Below are 22,217 nucleotides of genomic sequence, written 5' to 3' on the forward strand. Positions count from 1 at the left end.
GACGCCCCTGCCCGCCGTTCCCTCCCCGTCCCTGCCCGTTGCATCGAAGGAGGCGCCGATGTCCCCCCCCTCCCAGCCCGTCACGGTGATCCGCGACTGCCCCTGGATCGTGGCCTGGGACGACGCCACGGGCCGCCACGCCTACGGCTCGGGCGACGTGGCCTTCGCGGGCGACCGGCTGGTCCATGTCGGCGGGCCCTACGCGGGGGCTGCGGCGCGCGAGATCGACGGAGCCTCGAGCCTCGTTGCGCCGGGGCTGGTCAACATCCATTCGCACCCGCTCAGCGAGCCGCTGAACAAGGGGTTCCTGGACGAGCTCGGCAGCCCGGCGCTGGGGATGAGCTCGCTTTACGAGTTCATGCCGCTGTTCGGCACCGACGGCGACGGCACGCGGGCCTGCACCGAGGTCGCCTATGCCGAGTTGCTGCAGTCGGGGGTGACCACGCTCGTCGATCTGTCGGTGGTCTACGACGGCTGGCTCGAGTTGCTGGCGCGCTCGGGGCTGCGGGGGGTCGTGGCGCCGATGTATCGCGGCGGGACGTGGAAAACCGCGGACGGGCACAGCGTCACCTATGACTGGGCCGCGGACGGCGGCGCGGCGGCGATGGCGGCGGCGCTGGATTTCCTCGACCGCGCGACGGCCCATGAGAGCGGGCGGATCACCGGGATGGTGGCGCCGGCGCAGATCGACACCTGCCCCGAAGCGCTGATCCGCGAGAGCCATGCCGAGGCCGCCCGCCGCGGCGTCCCCATGCAGATCCACGCCGCCCAGTCGGTGGTCGAGTTCCACGAGATCGCCCGCCGCCACGGCTGCACGACCGTCGAATGGCTCGATCGGCTGGGCGTGCTCGACGGCCGCACGATCATCGGCCACGGCATCTTCCTGAACGACCACCCCTGGGTGCACTGGCCGCAGGGCGACGATCTCGCGCGGCTCGCGGCCAGTGGCGCGGCGGTGGCGCATTGTCCGACCGTATTCCAGCGCCGGGGCATCGCCCTGCGCAGCTTCGGCCGCTACGCCCGGGCCGGGGTGCGGCTCGGGATCGGCACCGACACCTACCCCCACAACATGATCGAAGAGATGCGCCACGCGCTCATCAACGCCCGGCTCATGTCCGGCAACGTCGAGGATCTGCGCACCTCGGACGTGTTCGACGCGGCGACCGTCGGCGGGGCCGCGATCCTCGGGCGCGACGACATCGGGCGGCTGGCGGTGGGGGCGAAGGCGGACCTGTTCATGGCCGACCTCGATCATCCGGCGATGCGCCCGCTGCGCGAGCCGCTGCGCTCGCTCATCTACGTCGCGGGCGAGCGGCCGATCCGGCAGGTCTTCGTGGACGGGCGGCAGGTGGTCGAGGACGGGCGCGCCACCGCCTTCGATCTGGACGACGCGCTGGCCCGGGTCGAAGCCGCGCAGCGCCGCGCCGAGGCCGACTTTGCCCGCCGCGACCCGCGCGGGCGGGCGCATGACGCGGTCTCGCCGCTGGTCTACGGGAGGGCACCATGAGCACACCGCTGCTTTCGGTCGAGGGGCTGGTGATCGAGTTCGGCCGCGGCGCCGAGCGCTTCCCCGCCGTCAACGGCATCGACCTGACGCTCGAGGCCGGGCGGACGCTGGGCCTCGTGGGCGAGTCCGGCTGCGGCAAGTCGGTGACCTCGCTCGCCATCATCCGGCTGGTGCCCGAGCCGCCCGGCCACTACGCCGCCGGGCGAATCATGTTCGAGGGCCGCGACCTGCTGGCGCTGCCCGAGCACGAGATGCGGGACCTGCGGGGCGGGCGCATCGGGATGGTGTTCCAGGAGCCGATGACGTCGCTCAACCCCGTTTATACGCTGGGCTTCCAGCTGACCGAGATGCTGCAGGCGCACGCGAAGCTGTCGGCGAAGGCGGCGCGGGACCGGGCCATCGAGTTGCTGGACATGGTCGGCCTGCCCTCGCCGGCCAGCCGGGTGGACGACTATCCCCACCAGCTGTCGGGTGGGCAGCGCCAGCGGGTGATGATCGCCATGGCGCTGGCCAACGATCCGGTGCTGCTGATCGCGGACGAGCCCACAACGGCGCTGGACGTGACGATCCAGGCGCAGATCCTCGAGCTGCTGCAGGAGCTGCAGGACCGGACCGGGACGGCGATCCTGCTGATCACCCATGACCTCGGGGTGGTGGCCGAGACGTGCGACGACGTGGCGGTGATGTATGCGGGCTCGGTGGTGGAGCGTGCGCCGACGCAGGCGCTCTTTGCCGATCCGCAGCACCCCTACACCATCGGGCTGATGGCCGCCGTGCCGCGGCTCGATTCGCCCGCCGACAGGCTGGCCACCATCCCCGGCGCGGTGCCGCCGCCCTGGGCCAACCGCCAGGGCTGCCGCTTCGCCTCACGCTGTCCGCTCGCCACCGCGCGCTGCCGGGCCGAGCGCCCGCCGCTGAGGACGCTCTCGCCCGGCCACAGCGTCGCCTGCTGGTATGCCCCGATCGAGGAGGCCGCGGCATGAGCGGCCCCCTCTTGCAGGTCCGCAACCTGACCAAGCATTTCCCCGTCCACCGCAGCGTGCTGCGCCGGCAGGTCGGCGCGGTGCAGGCGGTGACGGACGTCAGCCTTGACCTGAACGCCGGCGAGACGCTGGCCATCGTGGGCGAGTCGGGCTGCGGCAAATCCACTGCCGGGCGCGCGATCCTGCGGCTGCTCGAGCCGACGGCGGGGCAAGTGGTGCTGGGCGGGACCGACATCCTGACCCTCTCGCCCGCCGATCTGCGCCGCGCCCGGCGCGAGATGCAGATGATCTTCCAGGACCCCTACGGCTCGCTCAACCCGCGGATGACGGTGCGCGAGGTGATCGCCGAGCCGCTGCGCCTGCACGGGCTGGCGGGCGACGGCGATCTGGATGCGCGGGTCGAGGCGGTGCTGGCGCAGTCCGGACTTTCGGCCTTTCACGCCGACCGCTACCCGCACGAGTTTTCGGGCGGGCAGCGCCAGCGGGTGGGGATCGCCAGGGCGCTGGCCACCAGCCCACGGCTGATCGTCTGCGACGAGCCGGTGAGCGCGCTCGACGTCTCGGTGCAGGCGCAGATCGTGAACCTGCTGCAGGACCTGCAACGCGACACCGGCGTGGCCTATGTGTTCATCAGCCATGACCTGGCCGTGGTGCGCCACATCGCCACGCGGGTGGCGGTGATGTACCTCGGCCGGATCGTCGAGCACGCGGACGCGGCGCGGCTGTTTGCCGACCCGCGCCATCCCTACACCCGCTCGCTGATCGCCGCCGCGCCGCGCCCGAACCCCACGGGGCGGGTGCCGCACGTCCCCGTCAAGGGCGAGACGGCGAGCGCGATGGCCCCGCCGCCGGGCTGCGCCTTTCACCCCCGCTGCCCGTTCGCGCAAGCGCGCTGCCGGGTTGAGCGGCCCGAGCTGCGCGCGGTGGAGGGCGAGCTGGTCGCCTGCCATTTCGCCGAAGAATTGCCGGCCGCCGCGGCGGGCGAGGACGCGGCCAAGGCGCCGGCGCTGACCCGGCGGCTGGCGGTGCTGGCCGCGGCGCGCGCGGCGGCGGCCGCAGAGACAGGGCAGAGACAGGAGTGATCAGATGAACGGGGCCGAAAGCGTCGTCCGCAGCCTGCACGCGGCGGGCACCGAGGTGTGTTTCGCCAATCCGGGCACCTCGGAAATGCAGTTCGTCGATGCGCTCGACCGCACCCGGCTGATCCACTGCGTGCTCGGGTTGTTCGAGGGGGTCGTGACGGGGGCCGCCGACGGCTACGGGCGGATGGCGGGGAAGCCTGCGGTGACGCTGCTGCACCTCGCCCCCGGCTTCGCCAACGGGGCGGCGAACCTGCACAATGCGAAGAAGGGCCGGACCCCGGTGCTGAACCTCGTGGGCGACCACGCGGTGCGGCACGCGCGCTATGACGCGCCGCTGACGGCCGACGTGGCGGCGGCGGTGGCGCCGTTCTCGGACTGGGTGGGGACCGGCACGGCAGCCGCGACGCTGGCGCGGGACGCGATGGCGGGGCTCGCCGCGGCCTCGGGGCATCCGGGCGGGGTGGCGACGCTGATCCTGCCCGCCGACCTCGGGTGGGAGGAGGGCGGCGAGATCGCCCCGCCCCTGCCCGCGGCCGCGCCCCGGGCGCTCGAGGACGGCGCGCTGGACCGGGCGGTGGCGCTGCTGGGGCCAGGGTGCCTGCTGCTCGTCGGGGGCACGGTGCTCGAGCGTCCCGAGGCGCTGGCGCTGGCCGCGGGGATCGCGGACCGGACCGGGGCCGAGGTGATGGCGCCGGGATCGAACCGGCGGCTCGAGATGGGGCGCGGGCGGGTCGAGATCGCGCGCATCCCCTATCCGATCGACCTCGCGCTCGGGACGCTGGCGCGGTTCGACCGCGCGGTGCTGGTCGAGGCGGTCGAGCCGGTGGCGTTCTTCGCCTATCCCGACCGGCCGAGCCTGCTGCTGCCGCTGGGCACGCGGGTCGAGACGCTGGCCGGGCGCGACCAGGACGGGCCGGCGGCGCTGGCGGCGCTGGCCGATCTGGTGGGCGCGCGGGCCGCGACCCCGCCCGACGCCGCCCGCCCCGTCGCCCCGCAGGCCGGGCCGCTGAGGGACGACGCGCTGTCGATGGCCATTGCCGCAGCGATCCCCGACCATGCCATCGTCATCGACGAGCGGCTGACGCGGGCGCAGACCGCGATGCGCTTTGCGCAAGGCGCGGGGCCGCAGAGCTGGCTGTCGATCACTGGCGGCTCGATCGGGATCGGCATCCCCTTGGCCGCCGGCGCCGCCATTGCCTGCCCGGACCGGCCGGTGGTGGCGCTGCAGGCGGACGGGTCGGCGATGTACACGCTGCAGGGGCTGTGGACGCAGGCGCGCGAGCAGGCCAACGTCACGACGATCATCCTCGCCAACCGCAGCTACGAGATCCTGAAGGGCGAGCTGATGCGGGTCGGCGCCAACCCCGGGCCGACGGCGCTCCACATGCTCGACCTGCGCCGGCCCGAGCTGGATTTCGTGCAGCTCGCGCGCGGGATGGGGGTGCCGGCGGTGCGGGTCGAGGATGCCGCCGAGCTGCACCGGGCCATCGCCGCAGGCGTGCGCGAGCCGGGGCCGATGCTGATCGAGGCGGTCCTCGTGTGAGGCCAGAGCGTCACGCCCGGGGCACGCGGGTGTCCTGCACCTCGGCCACCAGCGCGGCGAAGCTGGCGGCGACGGCATCCTCGCCGAAGGACGGCGGGTGGACGAGGTAGATATGCGCGGCGAGCGTCTCGTGGGTGATCCTGAGCGGCCAGAGCAGGCCCGCGCGGTGCGCTTCGCGCGTCGTGGTCCAGGGCATCACCCCGAGCCCCAGCCCGGCGACGATCATCCGCCGCACCTCGTCGGGGCTGGTGCTGGTGGCGATGACGTTTTGCCCGAGGCCCAGGCCCCGCGACAGCGGGTCCATCGGCTCGAACCCGCGCGGGCTGCCGGCGCAGGTGAAGGCGACGAAGGGCTCGGCCCGCAGTTCGTCGAGGCTGATCTCGTCGCGGCCGAACATGGCGTGCTCGACCCCGCAGAAGACCGACCACTCCGGCTCGTCGAGCAGCCGGCATTCGAGATCGTCGAGCGGCCGCGGCAGCAGGCAGACGCCGATCCCGCGCCCGGTGGCGCGCAGCCGGGCGAGGATGTCCATGCTGCTCAGCACGTCGATGCGGACCGGGGTCTGGGGGTAGCGCTGGTGAAAGAGCCGCAGCGCCTCGTCGAAGACCTCGGAGGGCCAGTCGGGGATCACCGCGATCTCGAGCCGCGCCCGCGCGTGGCCGGCGAGCGTCCCGATCCGCTCGACCGAGCGATGCATCGCCACCGCCTCGGCGTGGATCGCAGCCCCGGCCTCGGTGAGCGCAAAGTCGCGGGCGCCGCGATCGACCAGCACGGTGTCGAGCGCCGCCTCGAGACGGGCGAGCGACTGGCTGACCGCGGGCTGGCTGAGGCCCAGCCCCTCGGCCGCGCGGGTGACGCCGCCGGCCTCGCCGATGGCGGCAAAGATCCTGAGCAGGTTCCAGCTGAGCTTGTCCATCCTGGCGCCATGAGCGCCCGATCCGGGGGCGGTCGTCAACCGCCGCGTGGGCAGGCGGCGGGGCGCCGATGACGCGGGGCGAGATGATGCTGGCGCTGCTGGTGCCGGTCCTCTGGGGGCTGAATTTTCCCGCCTCGGTCTTCATCCTCGCGCATTACCCGCCGATGCTTGGGGCGGCGATCCGGTTCCTGCTGATCGCCGTGCCGACCGTGCTGCTGGTGCCGCGCCCCGGGGTGGGGCTGGGCTGGCTGCTCGGCACCGGCCTCGGGATCGGGTTCTTCCAGTTCGCCTTTCTCTACGCCGGGCTGGCGGCGGGGATGCCGGCGGGGCTCGCCTCGGTGGTGCTGCAGGCCTCGGCGCCGCTGACGGTGGCGCTGGCCGTGGTGCTGCTGGGCGAGCGGCTGACCGCCCCGCGGGTGGCGGGGCTGGCGCTGGCGATGCTGGGACTGGCGGTGATCGGCACGGTGCGCGCGCAGGCGGTGTCGTGGTGGCCTGTCGCGCTGACGATGCTGGCGGCGCTGTCCTGGGCGGGCGGCAACATCTGCATCCGCAAGGCCCAGGCCGCGCGGCCGCTGCATCTGGCGCTGTGGATGACCGTGGTACCGCCGCTGCCGCTGCTGGCGCTGTCGGCGCTGACCGAGGCTGACCGGATCGGCCCGGCGCTCGCGGGCGCGCTGAGCCCTGCGGCACTGCCCGCTAACCTCGCGCTCGCCTTCAGCGCGTTCGGCGCCTCGGTGGTGGGGTTCGGGGTATGGAACCGGCTTCTGACCCGCCATCCCGCCGCCGTCATCGCGCCGTGGTCGATGCTGGTGCCGGTGGTCGGCATCCTGTCGAGCTGGCTGATCCTGTCGGAAACCCCGCGGCTCGTGGAGCTGGCCGGCGGGGCGCTGATCCTCGCCGGGGTGCTCGTCATCAACCCGCCGCGCGGGCGGGTCACCAGAGGAAGCGCAGGGTTTGCAGCACCTCGAACCAGTCGTCGCGGACGAAGGTGAGGCGGCGCGGCGCGGGATAGTCCACGCCGGGGAAGAAGCTGCCGCGATAGGCCTCGACGGCGTTGGTGTATTCGAGCTCGACCTCCCACCGGTCGGCGAGGGGGGCGGGCTGGCGGGCGTCGAGGTCCGAGAGCGCGCGGGCAACGCCGTCGCGGATCGCCGCGCGGGCCCGGGCCGGGGACAGCGAGGCGGTCGCCGGGCCGAACCCCGCGCTGACCGGCACGGTGACGATCCCCGGCACCAGCGCCGCCGCCCCGGCGCAGATGCCCGCATCGCCCGACACGAACGCCGCCGGCACCCCGAGCGAGGCGGCCGTGATGGCGTTGACGGTGAACTCGGACGCGAGCGCGCCGTTGATCGTCAGCCGCATGATCCGGCCGGTGAAGCTATGGGCGAGCGGGTTGCTGTCGGTCCCCGCCGCGTCGTGATAGCCGGTGAAGAGCGCCGCCCGGCAATCCGCGTCGATCCCGAACATCATCGAATGCGGGTGCCCCGACCAGTCGCGCACCACCCGCACCTCGGCCGGCAGACGGTCGACGAGCAGGTTGCGGCCTGTGTGGTGGGCGTCCTTGACGATGATCTCGGTGGCGCCGGCGGCGAGCGCGCCTTCGCAGGCGGCGACGACCTCGGCGGTCATCAGCGCCTGGAACTGGGGGTAGTCGGGCTTGTCATGCTCGGTCTCGGACCAGGCGGTGACGCCGGCCGTCCCCTCCATGTCGGCGCTGAGAAAGACTTTCATGGCGGCGCCTCATCTGCGGGTGACGGGGCGAGGCTCAGGCATCGCGCGGCGAAAGGCAAGGTGGGGGGCGTGGGCGGATGGTGACCCCGGCAGGACTTGAACCTGCAACCTGCCCCTTAGGAGGGGGCTGCTCTATCCAGTTGAGCCACGAGGTCACAGCCCGCCTTGTCGCACGGGCCGGCCGGGCATGGCAAGCGCGCGGCACGCGGGGCACGGTAGCGGGCCACGGTTGCGGGCGTCCATGGCGTGCGCTAACGCTGGGGTGTCCCGGAACGGAGAGCCGATGACCCCGAGCCGTCCCCGCCGCCCGCTCACGTTGCGCGATGTCTCGATGGCGTCGGGGGTCAGCGAGATGACCGTCAGCCGCGTGCTCAGGAACCGCGGCGACGTCTCTCCGGCGACGCGGGAGAAGGTTCTGACCGCGGCACGGGCGCTGGGTTATGTCCCGAACAAGATCGCCGGCGGGCTCGCCTCGCAGCGGGTGAACCTCGTGGCCGTGGTGATCCCGTCGCTGTCGAACCTCGTGTTTCCGGATGTGCTGGGGGGGATCTCGGCCGAGCTGGACGATACCGGCCTGCAACCGGTCGTCGGGGTCACGCACTACGGCCCGGCGCGCGAAGAGACGGTGCTCTACGACATGTTGAGCTGGCGGCCCTCGGGCGTGATCCTCGCCGGGCTCGAGCACTCGCGGGCGTCGCGCGCCATGCTCGAGGCGGCGGGGATTCCGGTCGTCGAGATCATGGACGTGGACGGCGACCCGATCGACACCGCGGTGGGCATCAGCCACGAGCGGGCCGGGGCCGAGATGGCGGGCCATATCCTCGGGGCCGGCTACCGGCGCATCGGCTTCATCGGCACCCACATGCCCGAGGACCACCGGGCGCGAAAGCGGCTTGCGGGGTTCGAGCGGGCGTTGGGCGCGGCGGGCGTGCCGCTGGTGGCGCGCGAGTATTACCAGGGCGGGTCGTCGCTGGCCAAGGGCCGCGAGCTGACCGAGCGCATCCTGGCGCGCGAGCCCGGGCTGGATTTTCTCTACTACTCCAACGACCTGATCGGCGCGGGCGGGCTGATCTGGGCGCGCGAGCAGGGGATCGACATTCCGGGCAAGCTCGGGCTCGCGGGGTTCAACGGGGTCGATCTGCTGGACGGGCTGCCGATGCGGCTGGCCACGACCGACGCGCGGCGGCTCGACATCGGCCGGCGGGCGGCGCGGATCGTCGCCGGCAAGGACCCCCGCCCCGAGGACGGGATCGTGGCGCTGGCCCCGACCTTCCTGCCGGGCGACACGATCCGCTGAGGCGGCAGGCTTGACGCCACGCGCCCCCGTCGCCTGCCCATCCCGCCTTGCCGAGCCCGGCCCCGCCCGGTAAATCCGGCCCGAGCGAAAGGAATTCCGATGTCGATTGACCCTTCCGAGGCCCGCAAGGTGGCGCATCTGGCGCGCATCGCGGTGGCTGACGACGCCCTGCCGGCGCTTGCCGCCGAGCTGAACGGCATCCTGCATTTCATGGAGCAGCTGAACGAGGTCGACGTGGACGGCATCGAGCCGATGACCGGGGTCGAGCCGATGCGCCTCAAGCGCCGCGAGGACGTCGTGACCGATGGCGACCAGCAGGCCGCCGTCCTCGCCAACGCGCCCGACGCGCGCGAGGGGTTCTTTGCCGTGCCGAAGGTGGTGGAATGACTTTGAACAGCCTGACCATCGCCGAGGCCCGCGACCGCCTGCGCGCCCGCGACATCTCGGCCGCCGAGCTGACCGACGCCTGCCTGTCGGCCATCGAGGGCGCTGGCGCGCTCAACGCCTTCGTTCACCACACCCCCGAGATCGCGCGCACTCAGGCAAAGGCCGCCGATGCGAGGCTCACGGCCGGCGATGCCCCGGCGATGTGCGGCATTCCGGTCGGGATCAAGGACCTCTTCTGCACCAAGGGCGTGCCCAGCCAGGCCGCCAGCCGCATCCTCGAGGGCTTCCGCCCCGAGTACGAATCGACCGTGACGCAGAACCTGTTCGACGCCGGCGCGGTGATGCTGGGCAAGCTCAACATGGACGAGTTCGCCATGGGCTCGTCCAACGAGACCAGCGTCTACGGTCCTGCCGTCAACCCGTGGAAGATCGACGCGCCCCTGACCCCCGGCGGCTCGTCCGGCGGCTCGGCGGCGGCGGTGGCGGCCGACCTCTGTCTTGCGGCGACCGGCACCGACACCGGCGGCTCGATCCGCCAGCCTGCGGCCTTCACCGGCACGGTCGGGCTCAAGCCCACCTACGGCCGCGTGTCGCGCTGGGGGACGATCGCGTTCGCCTCGTCCCTCGACCAGGCCGGGCCGATGACCCGGACGGTGCGCGACGCGGCGATCATGCTGGGCGCGATGGCCTCGGTCGATCCCAAGGATTCCACCTCGGCCGACCGCCCGGTGCCGGACTACGAGGCCGCGCTGACCGGCGACATCCGCGGCAAGAAGATCGGCATCCCGCGCGAATACCGCATGGACGGAATGCCGGCCGAGATCGACGCGCTCTGGCAGCAGGGCGCCGAGATGCTGCGCGACGCGGGCGCCGAGATCGTCGACATCTCGCTGCCGCACACGAAATACGCGCTGCCTGCCTATTACGTCATCGCGCCGGCCGAGGCGTCCTCGAACCTCGCCCGCTATGACGGGGTCCGCTACGGCCGCCGCGCCAAGCTCGCGGCAGGCGACGGCATCACCGAGATGTACGAAAAGACCCGCGCCGAGGGCTTCGGCCCCGAGGTGCAGCGCCGCGTCATGGTCGGCACCTACGTCCTGTCCGCGGGGTTCTATGACGCCTACTACAACCGCGCCCGCAAGGTCCGCGCGCTGATCAAGCGCGACTTCGACCAGGCGTTTGCGCAGGGCATCGACACGATCCTGACCCCGGCGACGCCCTCGGCGGCCTTCGCGCTGGGATCGATGAAGGACGCCGATCCGGTCGAGATGTATCTCAACGACGTCTTCACCGTGACCGTGAACCTCGCCGGCCTGCCCGGCCTCGCCGTCCCCGTGGGGCTCGACGCCCAGGGCCTGCCGCTCGGGCTGCAACTCATCGGCCGGCCGTGGGACGAGGGCAACCTGCTCAACCACGGCGCGGTGCTGGAAAAAGCCGCAGGCTTCGTCGCCAAGCCCGCCCGCTGGTGGTAGGCTGGCGGCGACACACGCAAAGGACCCCGCGATGCGCGCCTTGAACCTGATCCCGCCCATCGCGCTGACCATCGCGCTCGCCGCGTGCTCCGGCGAGAACCAGGGCTGGAATCCCAACTACCGCGCCGAGGCGACGCCCTACGGCGACTACCTCCGTGCCCGCGAATCGGCCCTGACCGGCAAGATCGCCGAGCCGCCGCGCGGCATCCCGATCGCGCTGCCGGCCAAGGCCCCCACCGCGGCCGAGCTTGCCGGTCCGACCCCGGTCCAGATCATCGAGCGTGAGACGACCGTCGCCGCCGGCGCGGTCGGCATCACCTCGAACCGCCGCCTGCCCGACCGCGCCCGGGCGCCGGCCTTCGACGTGCCGCCGCCGGTGGTCTACCCCGTCCGCCGCGCGGCACCCGCCGCCGTCGTCGTGGGCACCACACCACAAGCTGTCGTCGTGACCCCCGCCGGCCGCTACACCCGCGACGGCTCGGTGCGCCCCGGCAACTGCGCCGCATGGCCCTCGCCCGAGGCGGCGCAGCGCGCCTTCCTCGCGCAGGGCGGCCCGCAACGCGACCCGCTCGGGCTCGACCCGGATGGCGACGGCCGCGTCTGCGGCTGGACCCCCGGCCGCGGCGAGCCGCTGTGATCCTGCGCCAAGGCTCGGTTCCGGGCCAGCAGGTCAACGGCTCGGCGCCGCGGATCGAAGAGCGGTTCGGCGACGCCGCCGGGCTGGCGCAGATGGGCGTCAACGTCGTCACCCTCGCCCCCGGCCAGCGCTCCGCCATGCGCCACTGGCACAGCAGCTCCGACGAATTCGTGCTGGTCCTCGACGGCCACGCCACCGTCATCGAGGATGACGGCGCCACCGAACTCGCCCCCGGCGACATGGCGCTCTGGCCCGCGCGCGCCGCCAACGCCCACCACATCTGGAACCACACTGACGCGCCGCTGCGCTATCTCTGCGCCGGCACCAACCCCGACCGCGACACGGTCCACTATCCCGACGACGGCCAGACCCTGCACTGGGACCGCCCCGACGCGCGGGTCGTCGCCGCCGACGGCACGCTGATCCGCGCCTGGCAGGAATGACCGCCCCCCACCCCTCGCCCAACCACGGCCCGCGCCGCGGCACAAACCAGCCCGATCTGGTCGTGCTCCACTACACCGGCATGGCCGATCTCGCCGCGGCCCGCGCCCGGCTCTGCGACCCAGCGGCCGAGGTTTCCGCCCACTGGCTCATCGCCGAGGATGGCACCACCGAGGCGCTGGTCCCCGAGGACCGCCGCGCCTGGCACGCCGGCGCAGGCGCCTGGCAGGGGCGCGACGACGTCAACTCGCACAGCATCGGCATCGAGCTTGCGAACCCCGGCGACCGCCCCTTCCCCGAGCCGCAGATGGCCGCGCTCGAGGTGCTGCTCGCCACGATCCTCGCCCGCTGGTCCATCCCGCCCGACCGCGTCATCGCCCATTCCGACATGGCACCGGGCCGCAAATCCGACCCCGGTTCCCGCTTCGACTGGGCCCGCCTCGCCCGCCAGGGCCTCGCCCTCGCGCCCGCGGCGGACGCGCCGGACTCGCCCGAGTCGCTTGCCGCGCGCCTCACCCGCATCGGCTACCCCGAGGCCGACCCCGAGACCCGCCTCGCCGCCTTCCGCCTGCGCTTCGCCCCGTGGCACCGCGGCCCCGAGGCGCCCGCCGACCGCCAGCTCGCCGCCCGCGTCCTCGCCGCGCTGCCCCCCGCCACGGTCTACAAGGTCCTGCGCCCCGCCGAATGGGCGGCCCTGCAGGCGGCGGGCGAGACCCTCGGCGCCCCCGTCGACCTCGCCGACGGCTACGTCCACTTCTCCACCGCCGCCCAACTCCCCGGCACCCTCGCCAGGCACTTCGCGGCCGAGCGCGACCTGACGCTGCTCGCCTGCCCCACCGCCCGCCTCGGCCCCGCCCTCCGGTGGGAGCCGTCGCGCGGCGGCGCCCTCTTCCCCCATCTCTACCGCCCGTTGCGCCTCGCGGATGTGGAGCACACCCGCCCCATCCCCCTCACGCCCGCGGGCCACGACCTCGAGGGTCTTTGAATGCGCCTGATCGAACGCGCTGGCCTCGCCGCGCTGCACCGCCTCGACCCCGAGCGCGCCCATGACCTCTCGCTCAAGGCGCTGGCCGCGGGCGTCGTGCCGCTTCCCGGCGCGCCGGTCACCTCGCCGCGCCTCGCCACAAGCGTCGCGGGCCTCGCCCTCCCCAACCCCGTCGGCCTCGCCGCCGGCTACGACAAGAACGCCCGCGCGATTGGCCCGCTCACCCGCGCCGGCTTCGGCTTTATCGAAGTCGGCGCCGCCACCCCACGCCCGCAGCCCGGCAACCCCCAGCCGCGTCTCTTCCGCCTCACCGCCGACCGCGCCATCATCAACCGCTTCGGCTTCAACAACGAAGGCGCCGCCGCCATCACCGGCCGCCTCGCCGCCCGCGCCCCCTCGCCGGTCCCGGTCGGCCTGAACCTCGGCGCCAACAAGGACAGCCCCGACCGCGCCGCCGACTTTGCCGAGGTCGCCCGGATGGCCGCCCCGCACGTCGATTTCCTGACCATCAACGTGAGCTCCCCCAACACCGAGAAGCTCCGCGACCTCCAGGGCGCGCGCGCGCTCGCCGCGCTGATCGCCGGCGTCCTTTCCGCGCGGGATGAGACCACCGCCCGGCCCCCGGTGCTGGTCAAGATCGCCCCCGACCTCGATGACGCGGCGCTCGCCGAACTCGCCGCCGTGCTGACCGACTCGGGCGCGGCGGGCATCATCGCCACCAACACCACGCTTGACCGCAGCGGCCTCACCTCGCCCCACGCGGCCGAGACGGGTGGCCTCTCCGGCGCCCCCCTCTTCACCCGCTCGACCCGCATCCTCGCGCGCCTGCGGCTGCTGACCGACGGGAAACTGCCGATCATCGGCGTCGGCGGCATCGGCTCGGTCGAGCAAGCCTGGGCCAAGCTCGAGGCCGGCGCCTCTGCCCTCCAGCTCTACAGCGCACTGATCTACAACGGCTTTTCGCTCGCCTCCGAGATCGCCCGCGGCCTCGACGCCCGCCTCGCCGCCGAGGGCAAGACCCTCGCCCAGGTCACCGGCTCAGACCCGGAACGTTGGGCCCGCTAGAACAGGCTCTCAAGCCCGAGGATCTGGTTCATCGCGTCCGAGGGCTGATCGCAGCCCGCATCGCCCACGATCCGCGCGGGCACGCCGGCCACGGTCTTGCACGGCGGCACATCCGCCAGCACCACCGAGCCCGCCGCGATCCGGCTCGAATGCCCGACGCGGATGTTCCCCAGCACCTTGGCGCCGGCGCCGATCATCACCCCGTCACCGATCTTCGGATGCCGGTCGCCGTCCTCCTTGCCGGTGCCGCCCAGCGTGACCGAGTGCAGCATCGACACGTCGTTTCCGACCACCGCCGTCTCGCCGATCACGATGGAATGGGCATGGTCTATCATCACCCCGGTCCCGATCCGGGCCGCCGGGTGGATGTCCACGCCGAACACCTCCGAGCAGCGCATCTGCACGAAATAGGCCATGTCGATCCGGCCGTTGTTCCACAGCCAGTGACCGATGCGATAGGCCTGCAGCGCTTGGAACCCCTTGAAGAACAGCATCGGCTGCATCAGCCGGTGCGAGGCCGGATCGCGCTCATACACCGCCTCGAGGTCCGCCTGCGCAGCCTCGGCCAGCGCCGGCGCGCGGGCATGGGCATCTTCGGCGATCTCACGCAGGATCTGCTCGCTCATCTCGCCCGAGGCGAGCTTCAGCGAAAATCGATAGGCGAGCGCCGCCTGGAACGTCGCATGGTGCAAGAGCCCCGCATGGATCAGCGCCCCGAGCAGCGGTTCGGTGCGCACCGCCTCGGCCGCCTCGGACCGGATCGCCGCCCACAGCGCATTGCGGGACTGGGCGGCGGGGCCCCTCGGATCGCGCTGCTCGTCCATGCGTCTCTCCATCGGTCGTGCCCCAGAGATACGCCAGATCGCCCCCGATCGAAAGACCGGCCGGGGCGCGCGCCGCGCACCGCACGGCGCGCCCTCGCGTCACGCGGCGACCGGATCGGGCAGCCGCAGCGCCAGCGTGTGCACGGCGACCCGCACCCGCCCGCCGGCAAACGCGCCGCCCGCCGCGGTCAGCCGCAGCTCGAGCGGCGCATAGACGGCCATCGGCGCCGACAACAGCCCCTGCGCCCACGAGTTCAGAGCCTTCCCCAGCCCCGAGCCGAACTGCCCCGCATCCGCGGCCGTCCCGAGGCTCCAGCTCGTCAGCGTGCCGGTGATCGCCTCCGTCACCCGCGCCGTGACGCCCACGATCAGCGAGTGCGCCGGCACCTTCACGCCCGAGGCAAAGCCGGTCCCCGCGGCCACCGCCACGTCGGCCTCGATCAGCCCTGCGCTCAGCCCCGCGCCAAAGGCGCCCATCGTCAGCGCCCCCACCGCCCAGGCGCTGCCGGTCCAGATCGCCGTCACCCCGCGGTCCGCCACGAACGCCTGCTGCCCGCGCGAGGGGGCGACGAACACCCACCCCCCGTTGCTGCCGACGGCGATCCGCCCGTCCTGCCCCGCCCATGCGCCGCTCGCGGCAAAGGGCACCGCAAAGCACAGCCCGTCCGTGACCGTCGCCGGAGGGGCGGCGGTCGTCACGCTCTGCAGCACCAGGTTCACCAGCCCGTCGAGCCGCATCAGCGCCTCGTTGACCGTGACGTGCTTTTGCGCCTGCGCCGGTTGCAGCAGCGGCAGGCCGCAACGCAGGGTGGTCTGTTCAGCCATGATAAACGCTCCTTGCAGACGGGCCCGGCCCGAAGACATCAGACAGTTGCGCGACCGCGATCTCGACCCCGCCCGGGGCGAGCGCCGCCTGTTGCACGGCGCCGCTCAGCGCCCAGAACGGCTCGCCCACCACGTCACGGGCGATTTCGCGCCCGCCCTGCGTGGCAGTCACGAGATAGCGCTCGACGCTCTCGCCCAGCGGCACGTCGTACCCGTCCCATCCGTCGCCGCCGATCCGGGTGCGCCGCACCCACGCGGCCCGGCCGTCGCGGACGCGCAGATGACAGGGCGAGAGCGGCCTGAGGCCGATCCCGGCAAAGGCCTCGTCGCGCTGGCGATAGGCGGGATCGTCCGGCGACCGGCTCGCCGGCCCGATGCGCCAGTGCCGCAACTGGCCGCGCGCGTCGGGCGGCAGCTCGACCTGCCGCGCCGCCCCGTCGAGCAGCACGACCACGCTGCCCGCCGGCCAGACCGCCGGCGCCACCGCGTCCGTCCCGGCCTGCCCCCGCAGCCGGCCGGCGATCTCCCACTCCCCCGGCGCGACCAGCGTCGCGGTGGTGAACTGCATCACCTCCCAGTTGCCGGGCGAGCCGTCGCCGATCGCCATGACGTTGGCCCCCGCCAGCAGCGCCTCGGGCGTGACCGAGCGCAGGTTGCCGCCCTTCACCCGCACCCTGAGCGGCGCGCCCCGGTCCAGCACCCCCGGCCGCGCCGCCGCCAGCGGCGCCAGCGTCACCCCCATGACCGAGCGGCGGCTGAGGATCACGTTCGGCGCGTAGCCGCCCGCCTCATCGACCGCGCACCAGGCCCGCACCGCCCCCGGCCAGGGGGTCGCCGTCGCCGCCAGATGCGGCGCGTGCGGCGCCTCGGTCCCGCGCAGCAGCGGCAGGTCCAGGAACACCGGCCAGACCGGCCCCGCGGGGACGTGCCGGGCCACCCGAGGCCCCTCGAGCGGCTGCGGCGCCGGGCGATAGACCCCCGGCTCGATCCGCACCGCATCGACGAGGGTCGCCCCCGCCCGCTCGACCCGGTCGATCCGCCAGCGTGTGGCGTCCTCGCCCAGCGCCACCACGTCCCCCGGCCCGAGATGCGCGCGCGAGGGCGGCAGCGCGAACCGCGCCACCTCCTGCGCAACCCGCGCCTCGGCCAGCCAGCGCGCCGCCACCGCGTGCCCCTCGCCCCGCGTCAGGGCCATCGGCACGTCGCTGTCCGACACCGCGATGGCCGTCGCATCGGGCAGCACCGCCTCGGCGGTGCGGATCGCGTGATCGGCGCCGGTCTCGACATGGCTCAGCCGCACCCGGCCGACCAGCTCGGCCGCCGGCGCCCGGGTGACCTCCAGCCCCCGCGCCTCCTCGACCACCGCCAGGTCCTCGAGCGCCACGGTCCCGTCAAGCCGACCGTCGCGCATGACGAAGCGCAGCGCGCCTTCCCGCTCGACCGCGTCGAACCCGTGCGTCAGCATCAGCGGCTGCAATGCCGCCCGCGCGGTCTCGGTCCCGCTGACCGCATAGCCGCGCACGACGCCCCACAGGCCGCTCACGTCCACGCCGTCGAGCCCCGAGCGGCGGCAGATGTCGGCCACCACGTCGCCCAGCGGCAGCGCCGTGGCACGGCCGTTTAGCCAATGCCCGCGCTCCCATGCCGGGCCGTCCGACCACAGGTCGTCGCGCCCCGGAAACGCCGGATAGGGCCGCGCGTCCCACGCCCAGACATGGGCGCGCGACAGCTCGACCATCCGCCCCTTGCCGTCCGCGCGCAGCGGGTTATTGCCCGGATCGCCCCAGTAGGACGTCACCGCCTCGACATAGGCCGCCTGGATCGAATCGTCGCGCCGCCCGTCCGAATGCCACGGCAGCATCGACTCGCTGCTCATCGCATCCAGGAACTTGTTGGGCTGGTTGGTGGCCTTGTCGAGCGCCGCGCAGCCGTATTCGGTGAACCAGATCGGCTTCGACCCCGGCACCCAGGCGGTCGGCGCGTCCGAGCGCCCGCCCCCCGGGCCGCGGTCATAATGCCAGTTCGACCACCACCCGCGCAGGTCCTTGTAGCGCCAGATCCACGGCTCCCCCTGCCCGTCGGAGATGGGCGTGCGCCGTTGCGCGGTCCGGTCGGCGTCGCTGGCATAATACCAGTCATACCCCTCGCCGCCGCAAACGTTGGCGCGCAGGTAATCGACGTTGTGGACATCCCCCCAGCCGGCATCGAGATGCGTCTCGCCCTCGCGCCAGTCCGACAGCGGCATGTAGTTGTCGATGCCGACGAAGTCGATGTTGGCATCCCCCCACAGGGGGTCGAGGTGGAACACCGCCTCGTCCCCGCCCGGGTGATGGCCGAAATACTCGCTCCAGTCCGCGGCATAGCCGAGCTTCACCCCCGCCCCGAGGATGCCGCGCACCTCCGCTGCCAGCTGCCGCAGCGCCGCGACGGCCGGGTAGCGCTGCCCCGCCCCGCGGATCTGCGTCAGCCCGATCATCTCGGACCCGATCAGAAAGGCGTCGAGCCCGCCGGCCAGCGCACACAGATGCGCATAATGCAGGATGAAGCGGCGATAGGACCACTCGTCGGGCCCGCTATAGACGACCCGCCCGCCCTCGACCCGGAAATCCCCGGGCGCCGCCGTGCCAAAGAACGCTGCCACCTCGGCGTCCGCCGCCGCCGTCCCGTCGGGCGAGCCGTCCCGGCCGGCGGCCACCGAGCTGGTGATCCGCCCCCGCCACGGCATCACCGGCTGGTCGGCCGCGCCGCTCCACGGGTCGGGGCGGCCGTTGCCGGCCAGCTGCTCCATCAGGATAAACGGATAGAACACCGCGGCCTTCCCCGATGCGCGCACCGCCCGGATCGCCTGCACGACCGAGGCGTCCGCGGGCGTGCCGCCATAGATCGACCGCCCGTCCCGGCGCGCGATCACGCCCGCCGCCCCGCGCCCGATCCCGCCCGCGCGCCAGGCCATCCCGGCGCCGTCCTGCTCGGTCTGCTCAACCTTCGGCCGCACCGTGCAGTGGTTCACCCGCAAATCGTCGCCGAACCACGACACCACCACCGACACCGCCCCTACCCGCGGCAACTCGCGCCCCAGCGTGGCCAGCGAGACCTCGAAATCCGTCCCCCCCATCGGCGTGTTGCGGTTGAGGATGCGCGTCTCGCCCAGCCCCAGATCGACCGAGACCTCCTCGGTCGCCAGCGCATACTCGCCCGTCCCGGGGATCAGCGCGACGGCCTGCACATTCTCGGCCAGCGACGCCGCGCCCGTCACCCCGCGGGTGACCTCGAACGAGAGCTGTGGCACCCGGTTTCCCCACCGCTCCAGCGCCAGCTCCTCGAGCACGACATAGGCAATCCCGCGATAGGCCGGCGCGGCCTCGCCCTCATGCGCGGCAATCGCCGGGTCGGGCAGTTGCGTCTCGCTGCCCGGATAGACGCGCAGGTTCAGCTCGCCCGCGGCGATCTCCTCGCCATCCGCCCAGATGCGGCCGACCGACAGGATCGGCCCCTCGCACAGCGCGATGGCAAGGCTCACCCGATAGGTCAGCTCGGTCACGCTCGGCCCGCTGCCGCCCTTGCCGCCGACCTCCTCGGTGCGGCTGATCTCGGTCACGGGCGAGGCCCAGATGACGTGCCCCGGCACCCGCATCTGCCCCCAGATGCGCGGGATCGGCGTCCCCTCGCCCGCGGTCTGCAGCCGCAGCCGGTCGACGCGGCCGGTCTCGACCGGCTTCGCGCCCGCGCCCATCAGCCGCTGGTCGATGACCCGGCCGATGGTCGCGCCGACGGCCCGGCCGATCACCGCGCCGGTCAGCCCCAGCATGGTGCCGCCGAAGCCCGCCCCGACCGAGGCGCCCGCCGCCGCGAGAAGTATCGTCGCCATCGCCTTCCTCCTTGAACTCGTCCCGTCCTGCGGCCCCGTTCGGCTGGCCCGGCGCGCCTCAGCCCGCCTCGGGCCAGCGGAACCGCGCCGCGATCCGCGCCGCCCACGGGGCCGAAAGCGGGCTTTCCACCACCCCGTGCCGCTCATAGGCATGGATGAACCGCGCCCCGCCCGGCGCGCCGTCCAGCGCCGCCCGGATGCCCAGATGCTTGGCAATCGCCCCGCCCCGCATCCGGAACAGCAGCACCTCGCCCACCTCGGCGGGCGCATCCTCGGCCACGGGGATCAGGTGCCGCAGCGCCGCCTGCCACAGCAGCTCCGCGTCCCCCACCTCGCCCCAGTCGGCGCTGTAGGCCGGCGGCCGCTCCGGCTCGGCGCCGTAGAGCGCCCGCCACACCCCCCGCACCAGCCCCAGGCAGTCGCTGCCCGCGCCCTGCGCCGAGGCCTGGTGCACATAGGGCGTCCCCAGCCACAGCCGCGCGACGGCCACCGCCCGCGCGCCCGCGCCGCTCACCGCCCGCCCCCATGCGCCTGCGGCGAGATCAGCCAGTCCTCGGGCGGCAGATGCGGAAAACCGCGGAAGTTGAGGAAGTTGAGGAACTTCATCCGGCAGGTCTCGGCCCGCTTGTCGCAGCCCGCGATCAGCCGCACCCGGTCGCCGACCGCCGGCACCGCACCCGGCGCCGTCCACAGCTCGACCGCCCGCACCCCCGCGGCCGGCATCGCGTCGATCTTGACCCAACCCTCAAGGCCCTGCGCCGGCCCGTCGAGGAACTCGACCCGCCCGTGCTCGAACCACCCGGCCTCATGCGCCGGCACCTCGGCCAGCGCCAGCCGCGCCCCGCCCTCGGCCAGCGAGGTGATGCGCCCCTCGGCCCGATACCCCTCGCGCGTGGTGTCGAACCGGCAGGCGCCATCGCCCAGCCGGGCCGCGCAGCGGGCGTGGTAGACCCGGCCCTGCGGCCGGTTCAGCGCCTCGGCGAGACCCCGCAGCTCGGCGCGATAGGCGCCCTGCGCCAGCGTCACCTCACCCAGGCTGCCGCGGAACACCAACCGCCGGTTGGCGGGGGCGGTCCAGTCCACCTCCCACAGCCGCACCTCCGCGCCGTCCCAGCGGCCGGCGCCGAGGTCCGCGGCGGTGATCGCGTCATCCGACAGCACCCCCTGCGCCTCGGTGTTGTCCACCGCGAGGCCCAAGCCCTGCACCAGCGCCTGCGCCGTCAGCCCCGCGTCGGGGCGAAAGGCGATGCCCTCGAAGCTCAGCCCCGCATCATGGTCGGTGAACCCCAGCACCATCCCGTCGGCCCGCGTCACCGCCCAGGCACGGGCGAGCGTGGTCACCACTTCGGTCATTGCCGCACCTCGACCACCGGCACCTGTGGCACCTCGCCCGCCTCGAACGAGGCGACCGACACCGCGATCCGGTCGGTGTCGAACCGCACCGGCACGTCGAACTCGAACCCCGCCGTCACCGGCGCATCCATCATCGGCGCGACGGCGAGCGTCACCTCACCGGTCGTCAGATCGACGGTGAAATCCGTGCCCTCGACCAGCTCCACGTCGCCGAGCGCCAGCTTCACCGTCCCCGCCACCGGCTTGGCGATCGGCCGGCGGTAACTCGCCTCACCCGAGCGATAGAGCTTCGACAGCGCGAACCGCACCGTCCGCCCGTCGCCGCGCCCGATCAGCTGATCGCCCGCGCTCACCGCCCGGCTCGGCAGGGCCGAGCTGTAATCCGCCCAGTCCTTCCAGCGGAACCCGTGCAGCTGCCCCGCCCGCGCTTCGAAGAACGCGATCAGCGCCGCCATATCGTCGAGGCTCTGCAACCCCACCCCCGCGTCATAGCGGCGGCGCGAATGCGCCCACGGAGAGTTCCGCTCCTCGAAGCCGTTGCTCAGCGTGACGATCTCGGTGCGCCGCTCGGGCCCGCCCAGCGACCCGAAGGACAGCTTGGGCGGGAACCGGACCTCGTGAAATGCCATCATGCGTTCCTTTCACCCCGCGCCAGCGCCCGTCCGAGGCTGGCCGCGATCTGCCCCTGGCTGCGCCGGAAGCCGGCGACATCGGGGGTCGAGACGTTGAAGGTCACGTTGACCGGCCGCCCGCCCGCGCCGGCGGCGGCGACGCCCAGACGCCCGTCGGCGCCGCGACGCAGCGGCATGATCGCCTCGGGCCCGGCCTCGCCCATCAGCCCGGTCGCGCCGCGCATCGGGAAATGCGTGGGCTGCGTCACGATCCCGCCGCGCGCGAACGGCATCACCCGGCCTTGGGTGAACGCCCCGCCCTGCGCGAAGGGCATCGCCCCCGAGACGAACCCGCTGACCCCCTGCGCGAGCGCGCCCGCCACCGCCTGCTGCACCGGCCGCATGGCCACGGCGAACACCGTGTCGGCCATGTTCCGCGCAATGCCCTTGAGCGCGTCCGACAGCTTCATCCCATCGAACACCACCCCCTCGAAGGCCCGCCGCAGCCCGCCCCCGAACCCCGAGGTCAACGTCGTCACCTCGCGCCCGGTCTGCGCCATCACCTGCGACAGCCGCCCCAGTTCGGTCTCGAAAGCGGCCGTGATCCGCCCCGACTGGTCCAGCCGCTCGCCCAGCCGCTCGAACCCGTCGCGCCCTCCGGCCGCAAACCCGTCCTTGTCCGCCATCTGC

21 protein-coding genes, 1 tRNA gene and 1 pseudogene are annotated in these 22,217 nt (G+C 73.4%); 13 read left to right on the forward strand and 10 right to left on the reverse strand.

What is annotated here, in order from left to right; all coding sequences use genetic code 11:
• Positions 1-58 precede the first annotated feature (58 nt).
• The 4 genes from HGN31_RS04855 to HGN31_RS04870 are packed head-to-tail and all read left to right on the forward strand — an operon-like array spanning position 59 to position 5,115.
• Entirely contained in the window at positions 59-1,507 is a 1,449-nt protein-coding gene (locus HGN31_RS04855) for an amidohydrolase family protein (RefSeq protein ID WP_168782503.1), read from the forward strand.
• A complete protein-coding gene (locus HGN31_RS04860; RefSeq protein WP_168782504.1) occupies positions 1,504-2,490 on the forward strand; it encodes an ABC transporter ATP-binding protein in 987 nt (328 codons plus the stop codon). Before HGN31_RS04855 ends, HGN31_RS04860 begins: the two co-directional genes overlap by 4 nt.
• Positions 2,487-3,572: an ABC transporter ATP-binding protein gene (locus tag HGN31_RS04865; protein ID WP_168782505.1), complete on the forward strand. Its 1,086-nt coding sequence runs from the start codon at positions 2,487-2,489 to the stop codon at positions 3,570-3,572. The genes HGN31_RS04860 and HGN31_RS04865 overlap by 4 nt, the downstream gene beginning before the upstream one ends.
• 4 nt (positions 3,573-3,576) lie before the next feature.
• Entirely contained in the window at positions 3,577-5,115 is a 1,539-nt protein-coding gene (locus tag HGN31_RS04870; RefSeq protein WP_168782506.1) for an acetolactate synthase large subunit, read from the forward strand.
• A 10-nt stretch (positions 5,116-5,125) separates the two neighbouring features.
• On the opposite strand, the gene HGN31_RS04875 is transcribed toward HGN31_RS04870, so the two are convergent.
• Positions 5,126-6,031: a LysR family transcriptional regulator gene (locus HGN31_RS04875; RefSeq protein WP_168782507.1), complete on the reverse strand. Its 906-nt coding sequence runs from the start codon at positions 6,029-6,031 to the stop codon at positions 5,126-5,128.
• A gap of 68 nt (positions 6,032-6,099) precedes the next feature.
• Between HGN31_RS04875 and HGN31_RS04880 the strand changes: the two genes are divergently transcribed.
• Complete coding sequence (locus HGN31_RS04880) at positions 6,100-7,023, forward strand: EamA family transporter (RefSeq protein WP_168782508.1); 924 nt, start codon at positions 6,100-6,102, stop codon at positions 7,021-7,023.
• Here HGN31_RS04880 and HGN31_RS04885 read toward each other — a convergent pair.
• Together HGN31_RS04885 and HGN31_RS04890 are read right to left on the reverse strand one after the other, a co-directional pair.
• Positions 6,965-7,762 (reverse strand): M55 family metallopeptidase, encoded by a 798-nt coding sequence (locus HGN31_RS04885; protein WP_168782509.1) that lies wholly within the window; start codon positions 7,760-7,762, stop codon positions 6,965-6,967. The genes HGN31_RS04880 and HGN31_RS04885 overlap by 59 nt on opposite strands.
• A 78-nt stretch (positions 7,763-7,840) precedes the next feature.
• Positions 7,841-7,917 (reverse strand) — tRNA-Arg (locus tag HGN31_RS04890).
• 128 nt (positions 7,918-8,045) lie between these two features.
• Between HGN31_RS04890 and HGN31_RS04895 the strand changes: the two genes are divergently transcribed.
• The 8 genes and pseudogenes from HGN31_RS04895 (at position 8,046) to HGN31_RS04925 (ending at position 14,046) form a co-directional block, all read left to right on the forward strand.
• Entirely contained in the window at positions 8,046-9,059 is a 1,014-nt protein-coding gene (locus tag HGN31_RS04895) for a LacI family DNA-binding transcriptional regulator (protein ID WP_036707592.1), read from the forward strand.
• Positions 9,060-9,158: 99 nt separating this feature from the next.
• Entirely contained in the window at positions 9,159-9,446 is a 288-nt protein-coding gene (gene gatC / locus HGN31_RS04900) for an Asp-tRNA(Asn)/Glu-tRNA(Gln) amidotransferase subunit GatC (protein ID WP_036704735.1), read from the forward strand.
• Entirely contained in the window at positions 9,443-10,918 is a 1,476-nt protein-coding gene (gene gatA, locus HGN31_RS04905; RefSeq protein WP_168782510.1) for an Asp-tRNA(Asn)/Glu-tRNA(Gln) amidotransferase subunit GatA, read from the forward strand. Before gatC ends, gatA begins: the two co-directional genes overlap by 4 nt.
• 31 nt (positions 10,919-10,949) lie before the next feature.
• Entirely contained in the window at positions 10,950-11,555 is a 606-nt protein-coding gene (locus HGN31_RS04910; RefSeq protein WP_168782511.1) for a hypothetical protein, read from the forward strand.
• On the forward strand, positions 11,552-11,998 hold the full coding sequence (locus HGN31_RS04915; RefSeq protein ID WP_168782512.1) for a cupin domain-containing protein: 447 nt from the start codon (positions 11,552-11,554) through the stop codon (positions 11,996-11,998). Before HGN31_RS04910 ends, HGN31_RS04915 begins: the two co-directional genes overlap by 4 nt.
• Positions 11,995-12,645: pseudogene (locus tag HGN31_RS16440) on the forward strand (N-acetylmuramoyl-L-alanine amidase); the annotation flags it as partial. The gene HGN31_RS04915 and the pseudogene HGN31_RS16440, both read left to right, overlap by 4 nt.
• Before the next feature lie 45 nt (positions 12,646-12,690).
• Entirely contained in the window at positions 12,691-12,981 is a 291-nt protein-coding gene (locus tag HGN31_RS16445) for a DUF952 domain-containing protein (protein ID WP_244961198.1), read from the forward strand.
• Positions 12,982-14,046 (forward strand): quinone-dependent dihydroorotate dehydrogenase, encoded by a 1,065-nt coding sequence (locus tag HGN31_RS04925; protein WP_168782513.1) that lies wholly within the window; start codon positions 12,982-12,984, stop codon positions 14,044-14,046.
• Here HGN31_RS04925 and cysE read toward each other — a convergent pair.
• The 7 genes from cysE to HGN31_RS04960 all read right to left on the reverse strand — a co-directional run bounded on the left by cysE (position 14,043) and on the right by HGN31_RS04960 (position 22,213).
• The gene (gene cysE, locus HGN31_RS04930; protein WP_168783812.1) at positions 14,043-14,870 is read right to left on the reverse strand and encodes a serine O-acetyltransferase; all 828 of its coding nucleotides are present in this window, start codon (positions 14,868-14,870) and stop codon (positions 14,043-14,045) included. The two genes, HGN31_RS04925 and cysE, sit on opposite strands and share 4 nt — an antisense overlap.
• 99 nt (positions 14,871-14,969) lie before the next feature.
• Positions 14,970-15,695: a DUF2793 domain-containing protein gene (locus HGN31_RS04935; protein WP_168782514.1), complete on the reverse strand. Its 726-nt coding sequence runs from the start codon at positions 15,693-15,695 to the stop codon at positions 14,970-14,972.
• The gene (locus tag HGN31_RS04940; protein WP_168782515.1) at positions 15,688-19,563 is read right to left on the reverse strand and encodes a baseplate multidomain protein megatron; all 3,876 of its coding nucleotides are present in this window, start codon (positions 19,561-19,563) and stop codon (positions 15,688-15,690) included. Before HGN31_RS04940 ends, HGN31_RS04935 begins: the two co-directional genes overlap by 8 nt.
• Positions 19,564-19,621: 58 nt before the next feature.
• On the reverse strand, positions 19,622-20,077 hold the full coding sequence (locus HGN31_RS04945; protein WP_168782516.1) for an NlpC/P60 family protein: 456 nt from the start codon (positions 20,075-20,077) through the stop codon (positions 19,622-19,624).
• Complete coding sequence (locus tag HGN31_RS04950) at positions 20,074-20,916, reverse strand: DUF2163 domain-containing protein (protein ID WP_168782517.1); 843 nt, start codon at positions 20,914-20,916, stop codon at positions 20,074-20,076. Before HGN31_RS04950 ends, HGN31_RS04945 begins: the two co-directional genes overlap by 4 nt.
• Positions 20,913-21,545, reverse strand: a complete 633-nt coding sequence (locus tag HGN31_RS04955) for a DUF2460 domain-containing protein (protein ID WP_168783813.1) — start codon at positions 21,543-21,545, stop codon at positions 20,913-20,915. Before HGN31_RS04955 ends, HGN31_RS04950 begins: the two co-directional genes overlap by 4 nt.
• On the reverse strand, positions 21,545-22,213 hold the full coding sequence (locus tag HGN31_RS04960; protein WP_168782518.1) for a phage tail tape measure protein: 669 nt from the start codon (positions 22,211-22,213) through the stop codon (positions 21,545-21,547). The genes HGN31_RS04955 and HGN31_RS04960 overlap by 1 nt, the downstream gene beginning before the upstream one ends.
• Positions 22,214-22,217: the final 4 nt, after the last annotated feature.

The organism is Paracoccus sanguinis (assembly GCF_012689545.1).
Classification (GTDB): Bacteria; Pseudomonadota; Alphaproteobacteria; order Rhodobacterales; family Rhodobacteraceae; genus Paracoccus; species Paracoccus panacisoli.